This is a genomic window from Enterobacter sp. Cy-643 (assembly GCF_011752815.1).
Lineage (GTDB): Bacteria > Pseudomonadota > Gammaproteobacteria > Enterobacterales > Enterobacteriaceae > Cedecea.
The window spans coordinates 268908-286197 of record NZ_VWWV01000003.1; the positions used below are offsets into that span (position 1 = coordinate 268908).

Below are 17290 nucleotides of genomic sequence, written 5' to 3' on the forward strand. Positions count from 1 at the left end.
GATGCAACATTTCCGCCTTACCAACGTGTCCAGCGCCCACGCTTTTCGCATCAGCCCGACGGACACCAACTACTTTGCCGTGCTGTTCGACAAGCATCAGGACGGCATCGAAAACGTGTTTGTGGTTGAAATTTTTACCCCCGGCGGCGCTACGCCACCCAACGTGCACGCCGCGGCGCACGAGTTTTTTTACGTGCTTTCCGGGGAAGGCATTGCCCGTTGCAACGATGAAGAAACGGCTATTCGCAAAGGTGATGCACTCCTGCTGCATCCGGGCAATGAACACGCTATCCGCAACACCGGCGCAGGCAAACTATATACATTAACGGTGATGACGCCCAACGAAGGCTTCGCCGAACTGATTCGTCGCGGCGTCCCCGTTGAGCTGGATGAGGAAGACATCCTCGTGCTGCAAGGGGAAGCGAAGCCATGACTGGCCACTCCCTCGGCAGCACCCCGCGCAATCAGTGGCGGGTGACAAAAAAGAGCGTGAATATGGTGCGCGCTGGCCGCCCCTCGCGCCCCGTTATCCTTGAGAGTCGCGGGCGTGAGATCGCGCTCGATCTGGCGCACAGCGCGCTGATCGTCATTGATATGCAAAACGATTTTTGCCACCCTGGGGGCTGGCTGGCGCACATTGGCGTGGATGTTACTCCCGCTCGAGCGCCGATTATCCCTCTGAGCAAACTGCTGCCACCGCTGCGTATAGCCGATGTACCCGTGATTTGGCTCAACTGGGGTAACCGTCCGGACAGGCTTAATCTCAGCCCTGCGCTGCTGCACGTTTATAACCCGAATGGCACCCAAACGGGCCTGGGCGATCCGCTGCCGGAGTCCGGCGCGCAGGTGCTTCAGGCGGGCAGCTGGTCTGCGGAAGTCGTGGAGGAACTCACCCCTGCCGCCGCCGACATTCGCATTGATAAATACCGGATGTCAGGCTTTCAGGAGACGGTGCTGGACAGCGTGCTGAGGAATCTCGATATCACGACCCTGCTGTTTGCCGGCGTTAACCTTGACCAGTGCGTGCTATGTACGCTGCAGGACGCCAACTTCCACGGTTACGACTGCCTGCTGCTGGAGGATTGCAGCGCCACAACGTCGCCGAAATACTGCGTGGAAGCCAGCCTGTATAACGTGCAGCAATGCTTCGGGTTTGTCGTTAACTCCGGCGAGTTGCTGGGTAAGCTGTAATAAAAAAACGCTGGTGTTTAAACCAGCGTTCATTCAGTCAGCCACAGGCGTTATCAGAGCTTTTCGCCGTTGCTCTCAATCACGTCTTTGTACCACTGGAAAGACTTCTTACGGCTGCGGCTCAGGCTGCCGTGGCCTTCGTTGTCTTTATCGACGTAGATAAAGCCGTAGCGTTTTTTCATTTCACCCGTCCCGGCGGAGACCAGGTCGATACAGCCCCACGGGGTGTAGCCCATCAGGTCAACGCCGTCTTCCACCACCGCTTTTTTCATTTCTGCGACGTGCGCCGAAAGGTAATCGATGCGGTACTGGTCGTCCACGAAGCCGTCGGCCTGCGCCACGTCAATCGCCCCGAAGCCGTTTTCCACGATAAACAACGGCAGCTGATAGTGATCCCAGAACCAGTTCAGGGAGTAGCGCAGGCCCACCGGGTCAATCTGCCAGCCCCAGTCGGATTTTTGCACGTACGGGTTAGAGACCAGGCTTTTTGATTCGTCGTAGTCAAACTGCGGGTTGTCGGCGCTGGCTTTGGTGGCAAACGACATGTAGTAGCTGAAGCCAATGTAATCGACGCAGCCTTCGGCCAGCGCCGCGAGATCTTCGTCGGTAATATCCAGCTCAAAACCACGGCGCTCGAAGTAGTTCAGCAGATGCTGCGGGTACTTGCCGCGCACGTGCACATCGGTGAACCAGTAGCGGCGGTGCATCGCGTTCATCGCCATCATCATGTCGCCTGGCGCACAGGTCAGCGGGTAAATTGGGCACATGGCAATCATGCAGCCAACCTGCAGCGCAGGGTTGATTTCACGGGCCGCACGCACCGCCAGGGCGCTGGCAACCAGCTCATAGTGCGACGCCTGATACATTACCGGCTCGCGATCTTCGCCCGGCTGATACTTCAGGCCTGAGTTGGTGAACGGCGCGAAGTCTTCGTGGTAGTTGGCCTGGTTGTTGATCTCGTTGAAGGTCATCCAGTACTTCACTTTGTGCTGATAGCGAGTGAAGACCACTTTCGAGAAACGCAGGAAGAAATCAATCAGCTTACGGTTGCGCCAGCCGCCGTATTCGGTGACCAGATGGTAAGGCATTTCGAAGTGCGACAGCGTAATCACTGGCTCAATGCCGTGCTTCAGGCACTCGTCAAACAGATCGTCATAGAATTGCAGCCCGGCTTCGTTCGGCTCCAGCTCGTCGCCCAGCGGGAAAATACGCGTCCAGGCGATGGAGGTACGGAAGCATTTGAAGCCCATCTCGGCAAACAGCTGGATGTCTTCTTTGTAGCGGTGGTAGAAGTCGATCGCTTCATGGTTAGGGTAGTTTTTTCCCTGCAGCACGCCATCGGTAATTTCACGCGGGACGCCGTGGGCGCCGGCCGTCATCACATCCGCAACGCTAACGCCTTTGCCACCCTCTTTCCAGCCACCTTCCAGCTGGTGCGCCGCCACCGCGCCGCCCCACAGAAAACCTTCTTTGAATCCAGACATATTCTCTCCCTTAATTAGAGATCGCATGCTGCGACCGACAGTGCTGATTAAAATGGTAGACCGCGCCAATGAGTCCGGCATCGTTGCCGTGGCTGACGGTGTCAAGATAGTCATCAATCGTGAACCAGGCTAAGTGCTCGCGTAGCAGCGCAAGGAAGCCCGGACGTTCCACAATGCCGCCGCCGAGCAGGATTTTTTCCGGGTCGAACAGATTGACGAGGTTATAAAGGCCGGTGCCGAGATCGTTGAAGAACGCGTTCACCATGCGCTGGCAGGCCACGTCGCCGGCGTCAAAGCGATCGAAAACCTCTTCCCCGCTGACATCCTCCAGCGGTTTGCCGACATACTCCGCGTAGTCTTTACGCAGGGTTCTCAGGGTGCAGGTATCGTTCATGGTGTAGCGGCGAACGTCGCGTGGGCCAGGGCGTTCGGTCAGCATGTAGCCAAATTCTCCCGCCCGGAAGCGCGCGCCGTGTACCAGTTGGTCATTGCAGAAAATCGCCCCGCCGATGCCGGTGCCGATGGTCAGCACCAGAAAGTTGCTCATCCCCGCCGCTTTCCCCTGCCAGCGTTCAGCCAGCAGGACGCAGTTGGCGTCATTTTCAATGGCAACGGGCAGCTGCGTGCGTTCTTCCAGCCATTCTTTGATGGCAAAGTTGTCAAAGCGGCGGATGGCCCCACCCATTTCGATAAAACCGGTATGCGGATTAACATAGCCAGGGGCGCTGATCGCCACGCCTTCACAGCCGGGGTGCGCGGCGATCCAGGCTAAAATGGCCTGTAAAATTTGCTCGCCATCGCTGTCGCCGATCGTCTCTTTACCTTTGGCAAGGATCTCGCCCTGCGAACTGACGATCCCCATTTTTAATGCAGTACCCCCGATATCAAATGCGGCGATATTCATACGGTTAATTCCTCCTGCATATTTCCGGCACACTATTTATTTCTTATGCAATATAGAAATTATTTCGCACCGGCCATATTCATGCCTGGTAAAAGGAAAAATAAAATTGATGGGTTTCAATTTTTAATTATCAGTTTTGATGACGAAGAAAATATTAATCAATGGGAAGCCTACCAGGCAATAGAAGCAGAATAATCAAATGAACAACTTTTGAACCTGTTAAAAGATAGGCTATACAGTAAGTTAACGTTGTTATTCGCCTTTGAGCACCTACAGGTTCACTTTTAGAACCATTAGTGAACCTCTTTTTAAACCAGAACTGTGACAGACATTGCGAATGCGCGGCCTGCCTCAGCGGCTAGTCTCCCTTACGGGGCAAAAAGTACTTCACCTGGAACTCGAACACGTTGGTGTAGAGGATCGAGTAATCAATCGGGCTATGGCTGGCGTCAACGGACTGAGTTTCCATGCGAATAATCGGATCCCGGATGCTGATATGCAGCATTTTGGCAATCTCGGTTGACGGCAAAACAGGCTGAAACGCCTCATAACAGCCGTGAATTTTGACCCCGCATTCATCTTCGATATAGGAAAATTTCGAACGCTTCATATGGTTGACCGTCAGGTCGGGGAAACGGTTCACGGACAGCCAGGTCTCTTCCAGCTGCATGGGCACATTATCGATATGGCGCAACCTTTTGGCGTAATAGACCGGCTCGCCAATGGCCAGCAACAGGCGGCTGGCAATCTCTTCCGACGCCTGCTGTAGTTCAAATCTCAGTACCTGGCTGGACGGTTTTTTTCCTTCACTTCTGGCTATCTCGGTGAAGCTGTCCAGATGCGTAACCGAAGCCTGAAAATGTTTATTTCGCACATAGGTGCCGGAGCCGTGCCGGCGTTCAATCAGCGCGTCATCCTCCAGGACTTTCAATGCCTTACGCAAAGTATTGCGTGACACATTATAAAACTCTGCCAGCTCTTTTTCCGAAGGGAGGGCGTCGCCGATATGGTAGGTCGGGCTGCTGATCCTGCTTTTTAGTAAGTTAACAACATCTTTGTACACCACTTTTGAACCTCCTGAACTTATTTAAAAACAGTCAATTACCATTCGAGTCATAATAAAAGCACAACACAGGTTCATTTTCACTTTGCTTTCTGCACCACTCGGGCATGACTAACTGTGATCGAAATGGCAGATGAACGCATTGATATTCATTAAGTTAGCCGCTGGTTGATTATCTACGAAGCGTTAAGGGGAAAAATGAAGAATATATTATTGGTTTGTGCGGCCGGGATGTCTACCAGCATGCTGGTTAAAAGAATGCAGGATCACGCCAGCGCGGGAAATATCTCAGTTAATATTAACGCCCTGGCGATTGCCGAAGCGAAAGAGAGAATAAAAAGAAATGAAGCGGATGTTGTCCTGCTCGGGCCTCAGGTTCGTTTCCAAAAAAGTGAAATAGAGGAAATCACCCAGGGAAAAATTCCGGTGGCGGTGATCGACATGAAATATTACGGGCAAATGGACGGAAAATCAGTTCTTGATTCAGCACTGAATTTACTCGGTGAACGCTAAGCTTTCCAGCCAAAATAACAACCCAATGGGTAATTGATTAAGTTTATCGTTACGCGACCTGCTATTAAGCAGAGGCTTCGCCAATAAACTTATATCATCAGTCAATATCTATCTAATGATAAAGGGCGCATCATGAGTATTATGAATGCCTTTGAGCGCGGTATGGAAAAGCTGCTTGTTCCTATTGCGATTAAATTAAACTCTCAGATACACGTCTCGGCCATTCGCGATGCATTTATTTTGTCGTTCCCCATCGTCATGGCCAGTTCACTTATTGTCCTGATCAACTTTGCTATTCTGTCGCCGGATGGTTTTATCGCTTCCCTGCTACATCTTGGGGTGTTATTCCCTAATTTAGCCGAAGCCCAAAACATATTCTCCCCGGTGATGAACGGGTCGGTGAATATAATGTCGATCATGATAGCTTTCCTGGTCGCACGTAATATCGCCATTAGCTATCAGCAGGACGACTTGCTGTGCGGCCTGACCGCTATCGGCGCGTTCTTTGTGGTCTATACCCCTTACCAAATGATGGGCGGGCAGTCGTATCTGACGACGCAATATCTTGGGCCGCAGGGGCTCTTTGTCGCGGTAATTGTCGCGCTGATTACCGGGGAGATCTTCTGCCGCCTGGCGCGTAATCCGAAGATCACCATCACCATGCCAGACGCCGTGCCGCCAGCGGTCGCACGCTCATTTAAGGTATTAATTCCTATCTTCTTCGTGATGATTTTCTTCTCGGTACTGAACTATTGCCTGACGAAAATCTCCCCGAACGGCCTGAACGAGCTGATTTACACCTTAATTCAGGCGCCGCTGAAAAATATGGGCACCAACATCGTCGCCGTGCTGGTGCTTGGCGTGGTGACAAACTTCCTCTGGGTGTTAGGGATCCATGGGCCGAACACCACGGCGGCCATCCGCGAGACGATCTTCTCCGAAGCTAACCTCGAGAACCTGTCCTTCGCGGCGTCCAACGGCACCACGTGGGGCGCGCCATACCCGATCACCTGGGGAAGCATCAACGACGCCTTTGCCAACTACGGCGGGTCGGGGATGACGCTCGGCCTGCTGCTGGCTATCTTTATTGCTTCCCGCCGCGCCGACTACCGCGATCTGGCAAAAATGGCCTTCGTGCCGGGGCTGTTTAACATCAACGAACCGGTAATTTTTGGCCTGCCCATCGTGCTCAACCCGATTCTGATTATTCCATTTATTATGGTGCCTTTCGTGAACTCTCTGGTGGGCTACACCTTCGTAACGCTGGAGATCATTCCACCCATTGCCTATGCCGTACCGTGGACAACGCCGGGGCCGCTTATCGCCTTCTTCGGTACCGGGGGGAACTGGATGGCGCTTATCGTCGGGCTGCTCTGTCTGGCCATCTCCACGTTAATTTATTTACCGTTCGTTATTGCCGCCAATAAGGTAAATGCAGCGCAGGCGGCGCAGTAAAGACTCAACTGATGATAGAAATTTAATTTTCACTCGCCTCCGGTTGTTCAAACCGGAGGAAAATAATAATTATACTTCTGGGACATTCTATGAATTCAAATTTATTGAAGGTTAGCCTATTGTCTTCATCCATCCTTCTGGCGTTATCCTCAACCAGCGCAATGGCAGCAAAATTAACGGTTGAGCAGCGTCTGGAGTTGCTCGAAAGACAATTATCGGAGAACAAATCAGAATTAAATAAAACGCAAAAAGAGTTAGCCGTATATAAAGATAAGGTAGCTCAATTGCAAACAACAAGTAATAACGGCCAGCCTAATTCGCCGCAAATAAACCAAACCCTGTATTCGCCAGTGGCGGATAACATCGAGAATGAAAATAATCATCTCGGCACAAAACCGGCCCCGACGCCGGTGAAAGGCACGCAAAAAGTGGCCGTGGTCAATAATGAAGGCGGCAAAACCAGCGTAGAAAGCGTCACCCTGAAAGACATCAGCAAATACATCAAAGATGATATTGGCTTTAGCTACGAGGGTTATTTCCGCTCCGGCTGGGCAGCGGCCAATCGCGGATCGGCCCAAACCTACGCCGCCGGATCGCTGGGGCGTTTCGGGAACGAGATGAGCGGCTGGTTCGACTTAACGCTGAACCAGCGCGTCTACAACCAGGACGGCAAAACCGCCAACGCCATCGTGACCTACGATGGCAACGTCGGGGAGCAGTATAACGACGCCTGGTTTGGCGATAACAACGGCAACGAAAACATCATGCAGTTCAGCGATATTTTCCTGACCACAAGAGGCTTCCTGCCGTTTGCGCCGGAAGCAGACTTCTGGGTCGGGAAGCACAAGCTGCCTGAGTACGAAATCCAGATGCTCGACTGGAAATCATTAACCACCCAGGTTGCTGCCGCCGTCGGGATCCAAAACTGGAATTTGGGCGTGGGCCAGCTTGATGCCTCTCTCAGCCGCAACGACGTCGACGTTTACTCCCGCGATTTCAGCCACACCACGCAGATGAACACCAACTCGGTTGACCTGCGCTACCGCAACATTCCGCTGTGGGAAGATGGCTCTCTGTCGCTGATGGGCAAATATGCCTTTGCCAATAAAACCGACGACCAGAAGGACAACGAAAATAACGGCTCCTTCTTTAAGCTGAAGGATACCTGGATGGCGACGGCCATTGTTCGCCAGGATCTGCCGCGCGACGCCTTTAACGAATTCACCCTGCAGGTGGCCAATAACTCATATGCCAGCAGCTTCGCGAACTTCTCGGGAGCGAGTAACTCCATGGCACCGGGCCGTTATTACTACGGCGATCAGACTGACGGCGTGGCCTGGCGTCTGATTTCGCAGGGAGAGATGTACCTCGCGGACAGAATCATCATGGCCAACGCGCTGGTTTATTCCCAGGGTAGCGATGTCTATAGCTATGAGAGCGGTGCCCACAGCGACTTCAGCAGCATTCGGGCCGTTATCCGCCCGGCGTGGATTTGGGATACTTGGAACCAGACGGGCCTGGAGCTGAGCTGGTTTACCCAGAAAAACAAAACCGAACAGGGCGTAAACCTGAAAGAGTCGGGCTACAAAACCACGCTCTATCATGCTCTGAAGGTTGGCCCAAGCCTGCTCGGCTCGCGGCCTGAGATTCGTTTCTACGGCACGTATCTGAATATTCTGGATAACGAGCTGTCAAACTTCCGCTTTAACGAAAACAGTAAGAACGAGTTTATGGCCGGCGTTCAGGCTGAAGTGTGGTGGTAATTATCTTCAACTAAGCGCATAAAAAACCCGTCTTCCGGACGGGTTTTTCTTTTTCTGTCAGCTCGCTCCCGCGCAGCTATCAGGCAAGTTATTCAACCCTTCAGCGCCGTGAGTGAAGGATTTAAAGCGCTTTTGATCGTCCAGTTTGATGATGTACAGCGAATCAAAATCGCTGCCCGGCCATTTCGGCACCACGGTCGGATCGCCGCCGGTTTCCTTCACCAGCTTTTGCGCCGCGATCACCAGGTTTTTATGCTCCCAGGAGACAAAAGTCAGGCGGCCGCTGCTTTGGGTTTTCAGTAAATCATCCGCCAGCTCGTCCGTCTGCTCCGCGTGGTAATGGAGGTCGATAGCCTGAGAAAGGCGGATAGCCGTCGGCGTGATGGTCGTTAACGGGCGCAGGGAACTGCCCGTTTTGTCCTCTTTCGGCGCGGCGGCGTAGATGGCGTCCGGTTTACCGTACTGACTCAACAAAACAGACGGCAATTGCAGCGCGCGATTCAGCCCTTTGCAGGTGAGCTGCCCGCTGTTATTCGCCGGTTTCTCTCCGTGCCGCAGGAACACTATCGTGCTGTCGGCCTTCGCGATCATCGGGGTCAACAAGGCACTGCTCAGCAACACAACAAGCGCTTTCTTGATCATGTTTTTCTCGTTTTTATCAGGGGAAGAAGCTTTTACTATAGAGAAGAAACCGGGGAAAAAAACAAAACATTGGTAAGCAGACGTCACGCCTGCCGCGAGGTGAAATTTGCGCTGGCGAGGAAAAGTAAAAGAGCGTGTCATTTGCCACCATTGACCGCAGAGAATATCCGTATACTCAATAAAGTAGATGCTTATTACATTTCAGATAAAATAATTAATCAGCTAATTATTGTTATGTTGCTGCGATTTTTCGCCCTGTTTTTGAGAACAGATCAAGGCCATTCACTGAACTGACTCCGCCCCAATAAACGAGCCTGCCCTGCTATAAATCTTCAATTCTCATTTTAATGCCCTTTTTAGAATCGCATTCAAAAATCATTCGCCCTGTCACCGCCGGAGGATTGATTCCCCTTATATTTCGTATCGGCAAAATCATATTACTTATCATTAACCGCCATATAGCTATGCAAATAAATTACCTGAAGGCCGTTTCCTGCTTTCTGCGTATTCGCGACTTTTCGGAAACCTGGCGCGGGGAGAGCAGAAGCCAATCTGCCATTTCTGGTAACGGGCGACGGATCACGGTCGAAGGCAAAAACGGTGTATCTGAAGTCAGTAGCAACTGAATCAGGCACTACGTATGGGATTGCCGGGCCGGGAAACGCGGAGGTGATTTTTCGAGATTCGAACCTGTGATTTTTATAATATTCTGAAAATACCACATAAGACAACATATGGTCTTGAGTATTTATGTTATGTAATGCATATTTCGGCCATCAAGCCCAGAAGATAAACATGAGGACCTTATCCATTTTTAAAAATGGCAACAACCGCGCCATCCGTCTGCCCCGCAATCTGAATTTTGAGGGCGACAGCGAGTTGGAGATTGCCAGCGACGAAGGACGCTTTAAGCTATGAAACAGCCCCGGCCCAGGACAGACGGGCTCGACACCAATATTTGCTCATTCATTATGCACGAACAGCCGGAAAAGTGTTGAAACGCCCGGTTTTCGAAATTATAAATCAACCATCATTGAGGGTGTAAGTGATGTTTTTTTCAAAAAAAATAGATCCAAAAAAGAATAGTATCTACGACGCTATTTTATTAAAAGTAGGAAAGAATAATGATGCATCCGATAAAACCTTAAATAAAGTACTTGGCATCATTTATGCTGATTTAAGCAGGATTCATAGCTTTGCGTTTTCTAGAAAAATTAGAAATGAATTTAATTGGGATCGCTCAATATCAGTCAGTTCCAATACGATTGAAATTAATAATAAGATCCGTAAAAAATTTATTTCACTTATTTCCTCCCATTTTTCTCGAAATATAGGGCATTCGGTATCATTTACGGATCTTTTTTCTTGGTCTTATTATTCTGCACTTGATCGTGTTATATCTAGTACATTATTTCTTCATCATTTGGAAAAAAGTATTGCGGCTTTAGAACAATACCTAACCGAGCCAGTTGGTCGAAATTGGATAGAAATAAAAACGATTATTTCACAAGCAAGAAAAAAGGCATTGGAAAATAAAGAGTTCAGTATTAATAGATTTCTCCAGGTTGTGAAAAGAGATCTTTCCGGATATCACCTCACCTGGCACGAGTCGATTAACCTTTTGAGGCATTTAAATAACACAAGCACATCAAGGAATTTGTCTTCACTAAAAATCATATTTGATAAAATTATAATTGATGAATGGGAAAAGGCTGGGTACTTTTCCAGGAAACAAGGAACTTATGATCCGAAATTAAAAGTTAATGATCTGAAGAGGATGATCGATAATATATGTAATCCTCCGCGAGAAAGAACAAAGGAGGATATCAAGAAAGAAATGGCTCTGGCGTTTAAAGTCAGTAGTATTGCAACTGAACGCGATCTCAAGCCCGGAGAAAAAATCACTTTGTACTTCACCGGAGACGGGCATAACGATGATGGTTCCTGGGACTACTATACTGAGGATGAATGCAAGGAAGAAAGATTTATATGTAGAAATCCTACAGAGGAAATTGTTTTAAATGAGGGGGAGTATCTGGCAAGGAGTAATGCTCTTCGGGATGAGTATGATAAGTTAGACCGCGGGGTTTCAGTGGTTTGATTTACTTTCTGACACTGTGTATAGAGATATAAAGCAGTGTCAGAATATTTTGTGCGTTTACAACCTGTCATGATATTAATTTATATGATGCAAGAGCCAAATTTTCTGCTTTTTTACTTAAAATAATTCCATAAGATCAAATTCTTCCCATCTCCAATATAAAGTGGAATGCGATGTTTTAGGTTTTAATACGGATGGCAGAGCAATACATCATCATCAAACGGTAGGAAGGAATTGTAAGGCAGGATTGGCAGTCGTTCCTGAAATCACACGATCTGGAAGGCAGCATAAGTCGTCGCGGTAACTGTCGGCATGGTTCGAGCGAGCAGATGCCACCGGATGAATATGAAAACCTGTATTATCAACGACTCAGAAGTCATCTGGATTATCCGTGGCGATCCATCACCCGGCACTAGCATCTACCTGTTCGAAGAGCCATTTACTGAGAAATGTTTGTTAAAAACCTCATATATTTTTGGTAATCTCACCCACGAACAAGTGAAAATATATTCTACAAAATCAAGCAAAAACAATTAATAAGGAAAAGACGTGAGCACCGAGAGCGAGATGTTTAACAAAGAGATTGCGTGGTCTACCCGCCACATGGTTCGCACCCTCAAACAGGTTCAGGCGCTGCCCGATTTAAGCCACGTGCGTATCGCCTGCAATATGCATCTCGACCTGAAAATGATCCCGCTGGTTGAAGGCCTGCTGAAGAAAAATGCCAAAGTCTTCCTCACCACCTGCAACCCAACCACGGTGCAGGATGACGTTGTCGCTTACCTGGTCGCCGCCGGAGCGGAAGCCTCTGCATGGCGCAATATGAATGACGCCGACTGGCGCGACTCGTGGGAAAAAGCGATCGCCTGGCGCCCAACCCATCTGTGCGAAATGGGCGCGGACATCACCACGCTGCTGCATCAGCGCGGCGAATTTGGCGATGTAGTCGCCTGTCTGGAAGCCACCGGTTCCGGCGTCAACCGCCTGGCGGATCTGCGCCCCGGCTATCCAATTTTTAACTGGGACGACCTGCCGGTAAAAGAGGGCCTGCATAACCGCCACATGGTTGGCCTCACCGCCTGGCAGACTTTCTTCCAGACCACTCACCTCACCCTGCATGAAAAGAAAGTGCTGGTGATTGGCTATGGCCTGGTGGGCCAGGGCGTTGCCGCCGCCGCCAAAGCCTACGGAGGCCAGGTGATGGTTGCCGAGTTAGATCCGGCCCGCCGCCTGCAGGCCGCCTACGATGGCTGGCATGTGGTTGATATTAAAGACGTAATTCCCACCACCGACGTTGTTGCCACCGCCACCGGGGCGAAAAAAGTCGTCAGCGCAGCGGTACTGGATCAAGCCAAAGACGGCGTATTCGTGCTTAACGTCGGCCACGTCGCGGAAGAGATCGACTGCGGCTACCTGCAGCAATACCCGACCGAAGAGGTGATGCCGTTTATCAACGCGTACCAGCTTAACGGCAAAACGCTTTATCTGATGGCGAACGGTTCAATGCTGAACCTGACCGCCGGCTTCGGCGACAGCCTGAACGCTTTCGACGTGACGCTGGCCGTGATGGCGAGCGGTATCAAACATATCGTGACCGACGGCCAGCATGCCGAAAAAGCGGTTTATTTGCTGCCGCAGTCCGTGTGGGAAAAAGCCCTGTAAGCCGCCAGTTCCCCTTCTAAGGTCAGGCTTCTTTGGGAGCCTGACTTTTTTTTTATTTTCGCCGAATAATTTCCCCTCCCCGATTGTTTACTCCTTACAAGAACCTGAGGAAGAAACAATCATGAGTTACCTGCCCACTGAAGCTGCACCACCCCGTAAGCGCTACGACGCCTTCAGCATGGCCCTCCACTGGGTCACCGCCTTCTGCGTGATATTCCTGTTCGCCAGCGCGCACGTCTGGGAAGTCCTTGAACGCGGCACGCCCCTGCGCAAGGGCCTGCAATCTCTGCACATCTCGTTCGGCATTTTGCTTGGCGCGGTGATTGTCGTCCGGCTGTTCTGGCGCATTAGCGCCGCTTTTTCTCCGTCGAGAAAGCTGGAGAAAGTGCCGATGCCGGGCGCATTCCGCCTTGCCGCCCATGCCACGCACGGCGTGCTTTACATCCTGTTGCTGACTCAGATCACGCTTGGCTTCCTGTTCCGCTGGGCTCAGGGCGAGCCGTTCTGGTTCTTCAACCTCTTTGAAGTTCCGGATGTGTTTAACCTCGATCCGACGCTGCGCCACAGCCTGGCGATGCTGCACAACAACGTGGCCTGGGCGCTGATCCTGCTGGCTGGCGCGCATGCCGTCGCCGCCCTGCTTCACCATTATGTTCTGCGTGACGGCACGCTACGCCGCATGCTTCCCGCCTGCAAAGGCAACTCCCGTTAATCTACAGGACGACTCCATGAACACGTACTCAACCCGTAAACTGCTGTCTTTGCTGTGCCTGGTTGCCGGCGCGCTTTTTTACTCCGCCGCCGCCAGCGCCATGGGCGACGATGATTCCAAAACGCCGGACTGCCCGAAAGGCCAGGTGTACGACAGCAAAACCAAAACCTGTACCGTGGAAAAAAGCAGCATGTTAAGCGACAGCGATAAGACGCAATATGCTTACCATCTGGCAAAATCTGGTCGCTATCAGGAAGCGTTGAACCTGCTGGATACCCTGCAGCAGCCCAACACGCGTGAAGCCTGGAACTATCGGGGCTACGCCACAAGAAAATTAGGGCGTACCGACGAGGGAATCGGCTATTATCAGCGCTCCATCGCCCTGGATCCGCACTATGCCAAAGTGCGCGAGTACCTTGGCGAAGCGTGGATGATCAAGGGCCGCCCCGATCTGGCGCAGGCCCAACTGGCTACCATTAAAACGCTCTGCGGAACAGGCTGCGAGGAGTATCGCGATTTAAAAGCCGCCATTGACGGGCACCCGGAGTCCTAAGGCTGAGGGCATAAAAATCACCGTCAACGAAGTTCGGTTACAGCTGGCCCAGCACCTTGCCCGCCTCTGGCGCTACGGCATGGTGCTGTCCCGCAATCGCGATGTGGCTGAAGATTTGGTTCAGTCCACCTGCGTGCGCGCTTTAGAGCGCTGCAGTCAGTTTCAGTCCGGGACGCGGATAGACCGCTGGCTGTTTGCGATTTTGTACTCTATCTGGATCAACGAAATTCGCGCCCTGCGCGTTCGCCAGGGCCAGGGCTTTGTCGACAGCGACGAACTGAGTCAGCTGGCAGACAGCGAAAATACCGAAGACAAGCACCAGTATCACGCGCTGCTGCAGCAGGTTAGCGAGCTGCCTGAAGCCCAGCGCAATACCGTGTTTTTAGTGTATGTCGAAGGCTTTACCTATCAGGAAGCGGCCGACACGCTGGCCATTCCCATCGGCACCGTGATGAGCCGCCTGGCCGCCGCGCGTCTGGCGCTGGCCAGGCACCTGATGCCGACGATGAAGAAGGAGCTCAAATGACGCGTCAATCCTTCTCCGCTCCGTGGAGCGATGAGGCTATCGTGGCCTGGCTGGACGGCGAAATGCGCGAGGATGAACGCCACGCCTTTGAGCAGCAGTTAAATAACGACGCCGCTCTGACCGCCCGCGTTGAGCCGCTCATGCAAAGCCATCTGCCGCTGGAACAGGCTTTTGCCCCACTTTTGGAAGAAGCGCCAGTCGATAGAATGCAGGCTAAACTCAACGTGCTGCTGCATCAGCCGGTGAACATGAAGCCGCAAACACAAGGCGTTAGCCGCCGCAGCCTGATCGCCGCCTCCCTCAGCTTCCTCGCCGTCGGCGTACTGGCCGGGCGCTTTATTCGCCCCGGCGAGCAAAAACTTAGCGGCGAGCCAGAAATTCGCGACCTGATTGCGCAGTACATGTCGCTCTACAGCGCCGAAACGCTGGCGGATATCAACGTCACGCCTCAGGCGCTGCAAAACGGCCTGAACCGTATGCAGCAGGATATCGGCCTCAGGCTTCAGCAAGGTGAAGTTGAGCTGCCGGAAGCCGAGCTAAAAAGCGTGAGGATGCTGCGCTACGACAGCACCTCTATCGCGCAAATGGCTTATCTGCACGCCAGCTATGGGCCAATGGCGCTGTGTATCTCCCGCAGCAAAGCCGACGACAGCCTCACGCTGAAGCCCGAAGTCCGCCGCGGTCTTAACCTCGTCTGGTGGCGCAGTAAGGGGTATGAATATGTGCTGATAGGCCGCAACCCGACGCAGGATTTACAGCAAAGCGGTGAGCTGCTGCAGCGGCAGTTCGCGTGAAATAAGGGCCGCATCCGCGGCCATTTACAGTGAAGCGTTTAAGCGCCAGGACGTTCGTTCCAGGCGTCCGTATACTGAATATTTCCATCAACAATACGACAGGTAATTTTTTCATAGTGCAGGCTGACGCTTTCGTTATGCTTCATTTTATCGTTTCCAGCCAATTTCACATTTGGAACACCACAGTTAACGCCCGTGATTTTTGCATTCTCCATATATACCGTGTAGTAGCAAACCTCCTGCCCCGCATCGTTTATCCGGTAAAACCAGACCTCAGCATTTCTCAGTGTCTGCCCTGCGGCTGCGGCTTTATAAAGGTAAGGTGTTGAGCTATCAACTACCTTCGCCATCTTCAATGTCTACAGAACCTTTTATATCTGCACCACCATCATCTTTAAGCCACATATTGGGATAAATTGGCATTAGCACTCACTCCTGATAGCTCTGAATAACTTCACAGTTATAAAATAAATCAATATTGTTACAGATAAATCAGTAATGATAGAGATATAAAAATAGAGATCATAAAAATTATCAGCACCAATCTCTCCGGGACCATACAGTATGTTGCCTAGCTGAGTGGCCAGGTCATGATCGAACCATATTTCAGGATTGCCAATTGTACGACCTATAATCAGTGATAAGATTAAAAAATAGAGTATTTTTCCAACATTACGGACACGTGTTGTTATCGCCATAGACCACGACCTCAATCCAACCACGCGCCATCAAGAACTTCATACAAGGCACACGAATAGGTGTTGTGCTCAGCAACGCATTTCTTATTATTGCATTATTCAGCAGCATCTTTCCATGTAAAGCCATAAGTCATCCATTTTTTAGTACAATAAGATTCATGGATAATGATTATATTTTATAAAACAAACCAGACTGACCTCTCAAAGAGATTATTATTTATGACACTCTTCTCATTTAAAATAAAAAGAACATCACAAGCTATTCATTCAATAAATCACCCACACCAGATCATTCATTAAATGAATATAAATACAATCCAGCTAAACTACCGTTCTAAAAAAGAAAGGATATACAGAGCAAAAAAAGCCAGCGAAATAGCTGGCCTTATCGAGAATTAACGCCCGGGCTCGTTCAGCGGCCAGGACTCAAACAAATAACCGTCGAAGTTAATATCATCGACGTCGGACAGCTCAAGCAGCCTGTTTTTAACGTTTTCGAGGTGCTGCCACATCGCGTGTTTGGCCGCTTTGGCGTCTTTCTTAATCAGCGCCGCAAAGATTTGTTTATGGTCGGCGAGCCACTCTTGCCGATAGTGGTTGTTTTCAAGATGGCTGTGCAGCTGGATCCACATCGGGTTGTTTTCACGCCACTGCCAGGATTGTTTAAACAATTCCACCAGCATGCTGTTGTGGGTGGCCTCGGCCACGGCAAGATGGAACTGCCTGTCGCCGCTTTCGTTATCCCCGGCAGCCAGTTCCTGTTCTTCTATCTGCAAGGCCTGGCGCATTTTCAGAATATCTTCCCGTGTGGCCTGCTGGGCGGCAAACTCCGCGATATTGCTTTCCAGCAGCTGGCGCGCCTGCAATAGCTCAAACGGCCCGGCGTCGTTGCACTGGCTCGTGCTAACTGGAGGGTTAGCGAGTTTATCCGGCATGGCAACCACAAAAATACCCGCCCCACGTCGGACTTCCACCAGCCCTTCAATCTCCAGCATGATCAGCGCTTCGCGCACCACGGTGCGGCTCACCGACAGCAGCGCCGCGATTTCACGCTCGGGCGGAAGACGATCCCCCAGGGCATATTGCTGCCGCGCAATCATGTCGCGCAGCATCACGCCAACTTCCTGATAAGGCCGCTGCGGCTGCGCGGCAGGTTTGTCCTGGATTTGCGGTTTCATATTTACTCACAGCGGGTAGGGAATGAGCCGGACTATAGCATAACGGGTTGA

General features: G+C 51.2%; 16 protein-coding genes and 3 pseudogenes. 12 read left to right on the plus strand and 7 right to left on the minus strand.

Annotated elements, in window-relative coordinates; translation table 11 throughout:
• The first annotated feature begins 1 nt into the window (after position 1).
• Positions 2-433 carry a cupin domain-containing protein gene (locus F3J29_RS14305; RefSeq protein ID WP_166867041.1) on the plus strand — a complete coding sequence of 144 codons (432 nt, stop codon included), beginning with the start codon at positions 2-4 and terminating at the stop codon, positions 431-433.
• Positions 430-1191 (plus strand): cysteine hydrolase family protein, encoded by a 762-nt coding sequence (locus F3J29_RS14310; protein ID WP_166867043.1) that lies wholly within the window; start codon positions 430-432, stop codon positions 1189-1191. The genes F3J29_RS14305 and F3J29_RS14310 overlap by 4 nt, the downstream gene beginning before the upstream one ends.
• 53 nt (positions 1192-1244) lie before the next feature.
• On the opposite strand, the gene F3J29_RS14315 is transcribed toward F3J29_RS14310, so the two are convergent.
• The 3 genes from F3J29_RS14315 to F3J29_RS14325 form a co-directional block, all read right to left on the minus strand.
• Positions 1245-2675, minus strand: a complete 1431-nt coding sequence (locus tag F3J29_RS14315) for a 6-phospho-beta-glucosidase (protein WP_008460019.1) — start codon at positions 2673-2675, stop codon at positions 1245-1247.
• A gap of 10 nt (positions 2676-2685) precedes the next feature.
• Positions 2686-3579 carry a beta-glucoside kinase BglK gene (gene bglK / locus F3J29_RS14320; protein ID WP_166867045.1) on the minus strand — a complete coding sequence of 298 codons (894 nt, stop codon included), beginning with the start codon at positions 3577-3579 and terminating at the stop codon, positions 2686-2688.
• Positions 3580-3937: 358 nt separating this feature from the next.
• Positions 3938-4645, minus strand: a complete 708-nt coding sequence (locus tag F3J29_RS14325; RefSeq protein WP_166867047.1) for a GntR family transcriptional regulator — start codon at positions 4643-4645, stop codon at positions 3938-3940.
• Between the two features lie 195 nt (positions 4646-4840).
• On the opposite strand from F3J29_RS14325, the gene F3J29_RS14330 reads away from it, so the two are divergent.
• From F3J29_RS14330 to F3J29_RS14340, 3 genes are all read left to right on the plus strand, one after another.
• Positions 4841-5155, plus strand: a complete 315-nt coding sequence (locus tag F3J29_RS14330; RefSeq protein WP_166867529.1) for a PTS sugar transporter subunit IIB — start codon at positions 4841-4843, stop codon at positions 5153-5155.
• 132 nt (positions 5156-5287) lie between these two features.
• The gene (locus tag F3J29_RS14335; RefSeq protein ID WP_061277337.1) at positions 5288-6610 is read left to right on the plus strand and encodes a PTS sugar transporter subunit IIC; all 1323 of its coding nucleotides are present in this window, start codon (positions 5288-5290) and stop codon (positions 6608-6610) included.
• Positions 6611-6699: 89 nt separating this feature from the next.
• Complete coding sequence (locus F3J29_RS14340; RefSeq protein ID WP_166867049.1) at positions 6700-8373, plus strand: carbohydrate porin; 1674 nt, start codon at positions 6700-6702, stop codon at positions 8371-8373.
• 57 nt (positions 8374-8430) lie between these two features.
• On the opposite strand, the gene F3J29_RS14345 is transcribed toward F3J29_RS14340, so the two are convergent.
• Positions 8431-9015 carry a histidine phosphatase family protein gene (locus tag F3J29_RS14345; protein WP_166867051.1) on the minus strand — a complete coding sequence of 195 codons (585 nt, stop codon included), beginning with the start codon at positions 9013-9015 and terminating at the stop codon, positions 8431-8433.
• Between the two features lie 795 nt (positions 9016-9810).
• Between F3J29_RS14345 and F3J29_RS22765 the strand changes: the two are divergent.
• The 7 genes and pseudogenes from F3J29_RS22765 to F3J29_RS14375 all read left to right on the plus strand — a co-directional run.
• A pseudogene (locus F3J29_RS22765) lies at positions 9811-9912 on the plus strand (AbrB/MazE/SpoVT family DNA-binding domain-containing protein); the annotation flags it as partial.
• Between the two features lie 151 nt (positions 9913-10063).
• Positions 10064-11116 carry a hypothetical protein gene (locus tag F3J29_RS14350; RefSeq protein WP_166867053.1) on the plus strand — a complete coding sequence of 351 codons (1053 nt, stop codon included), beginning with the start codon at positions 10064-10066 and terminating at the stop codon, positions 11114-11116.
• Between the two features lie 567 nt (positions 11117-11683).
• Positions 11684-12778, plus strand: a complete 1095-nt coding sequence (locus F3J29_RS14355) for an adenosylhomocysteinase (RefSeq protein ID WP_166867531.1) — start codon at positions 11684-11686, stop codon at positions 12776-12778.
• A 121-nt stretch (positions 12779-12899) separates the two neighbouring features.
• The gene (locus tag F3J29_RS14360) at positions 12900-13490 is read left to right on the plus strand and encodes a cytochrome b (RefSeq protein WP_205246786.1); all 591 of its coding nucleotides are present in this window, start codon (positions 12900-12902) and stop codon (positions 13488-13490) included.
• A 16-nt stretch (positions 13491-13506) separates the two neighbouring features.
• The gene (locus F3J29_RS14365) at positions 13507-14043 is read left to right on the plus strand and encodes a tetratricopeptide repeat protein (protein ID WP_166867055.1); all 537 of its coding nucleotides are present in this window, start codon (positions 13507-13509) and stop codon (positions 14041-14043) included.
• Positions 14021-14569: a sigma-70 family RNA polymerase sigma factor gene (locus F3J29_RS14370; RefSeq protein ID WP_166867057.1), complete on the plus strand. Its 549-nt coding sequence runs from the start codon at positions 14021-14023 to the stop codon at positions 14567-14569. The genes F3J29_RS14365 and F3J29_RS14370 overlap by 23 nt, the downstream gene beginning before the upstream one ends.
• Complete coding sequence (locus tag F3J29_RS14375) at positions 14566-15363, plus strand: anti-sigma factor family protein (RefSeq protein WP_166867059.1); 798 nt, start codon at positions 14566-14568, stop codon at positions 15361-15363. The genes F3J29_RS14370 and F3J29_RS14375 overlap by 4 nt, the downstream gene beginning before the upstream one ends.
• A 38-nt stretch (positions 15364-15401) precedes the next feature.
• Here the strand turns inward: F3J29_RS14375 and tssD are convergent.
• The 3 genes and pseudogenes from tssD to uxuR all read right to left on the minus strand — a co-directional run bounded on the left by tssD (position 15402) and on the right by uxuR (position 17239).
• A pseudogene (gene tssD / locus F3J29_RS14380) lies at positions 15402-15786 on the minus strand (type VI secretion system tube protein TssD).
• 249 nt (positions 15787-16035) lie between these two features.
• Positions 16036-16155, minus strand: a pseudogene (locus tag F3J29_RS22950) (DUF2778 domain-containing protein); the annotation flags it as partial.
• A gap of 301 nt (positions 16156-16456) precedes the next feature.
• Positions 16457-17239 carry a Uxu operon transcriptional regulator gene (gene uxuR, locus F3J29_RS14385; RefSeq protein WP_166867061.1) on the minus strand — a complete coding sequence of 261 codons (783 nt, stop codon included), beginning with the start codon at positions 17237-17239 and terminating at the stop codon, positions 16457-16459.
• Positions 17240-17290: the final 51 nt, after the last annotated feature.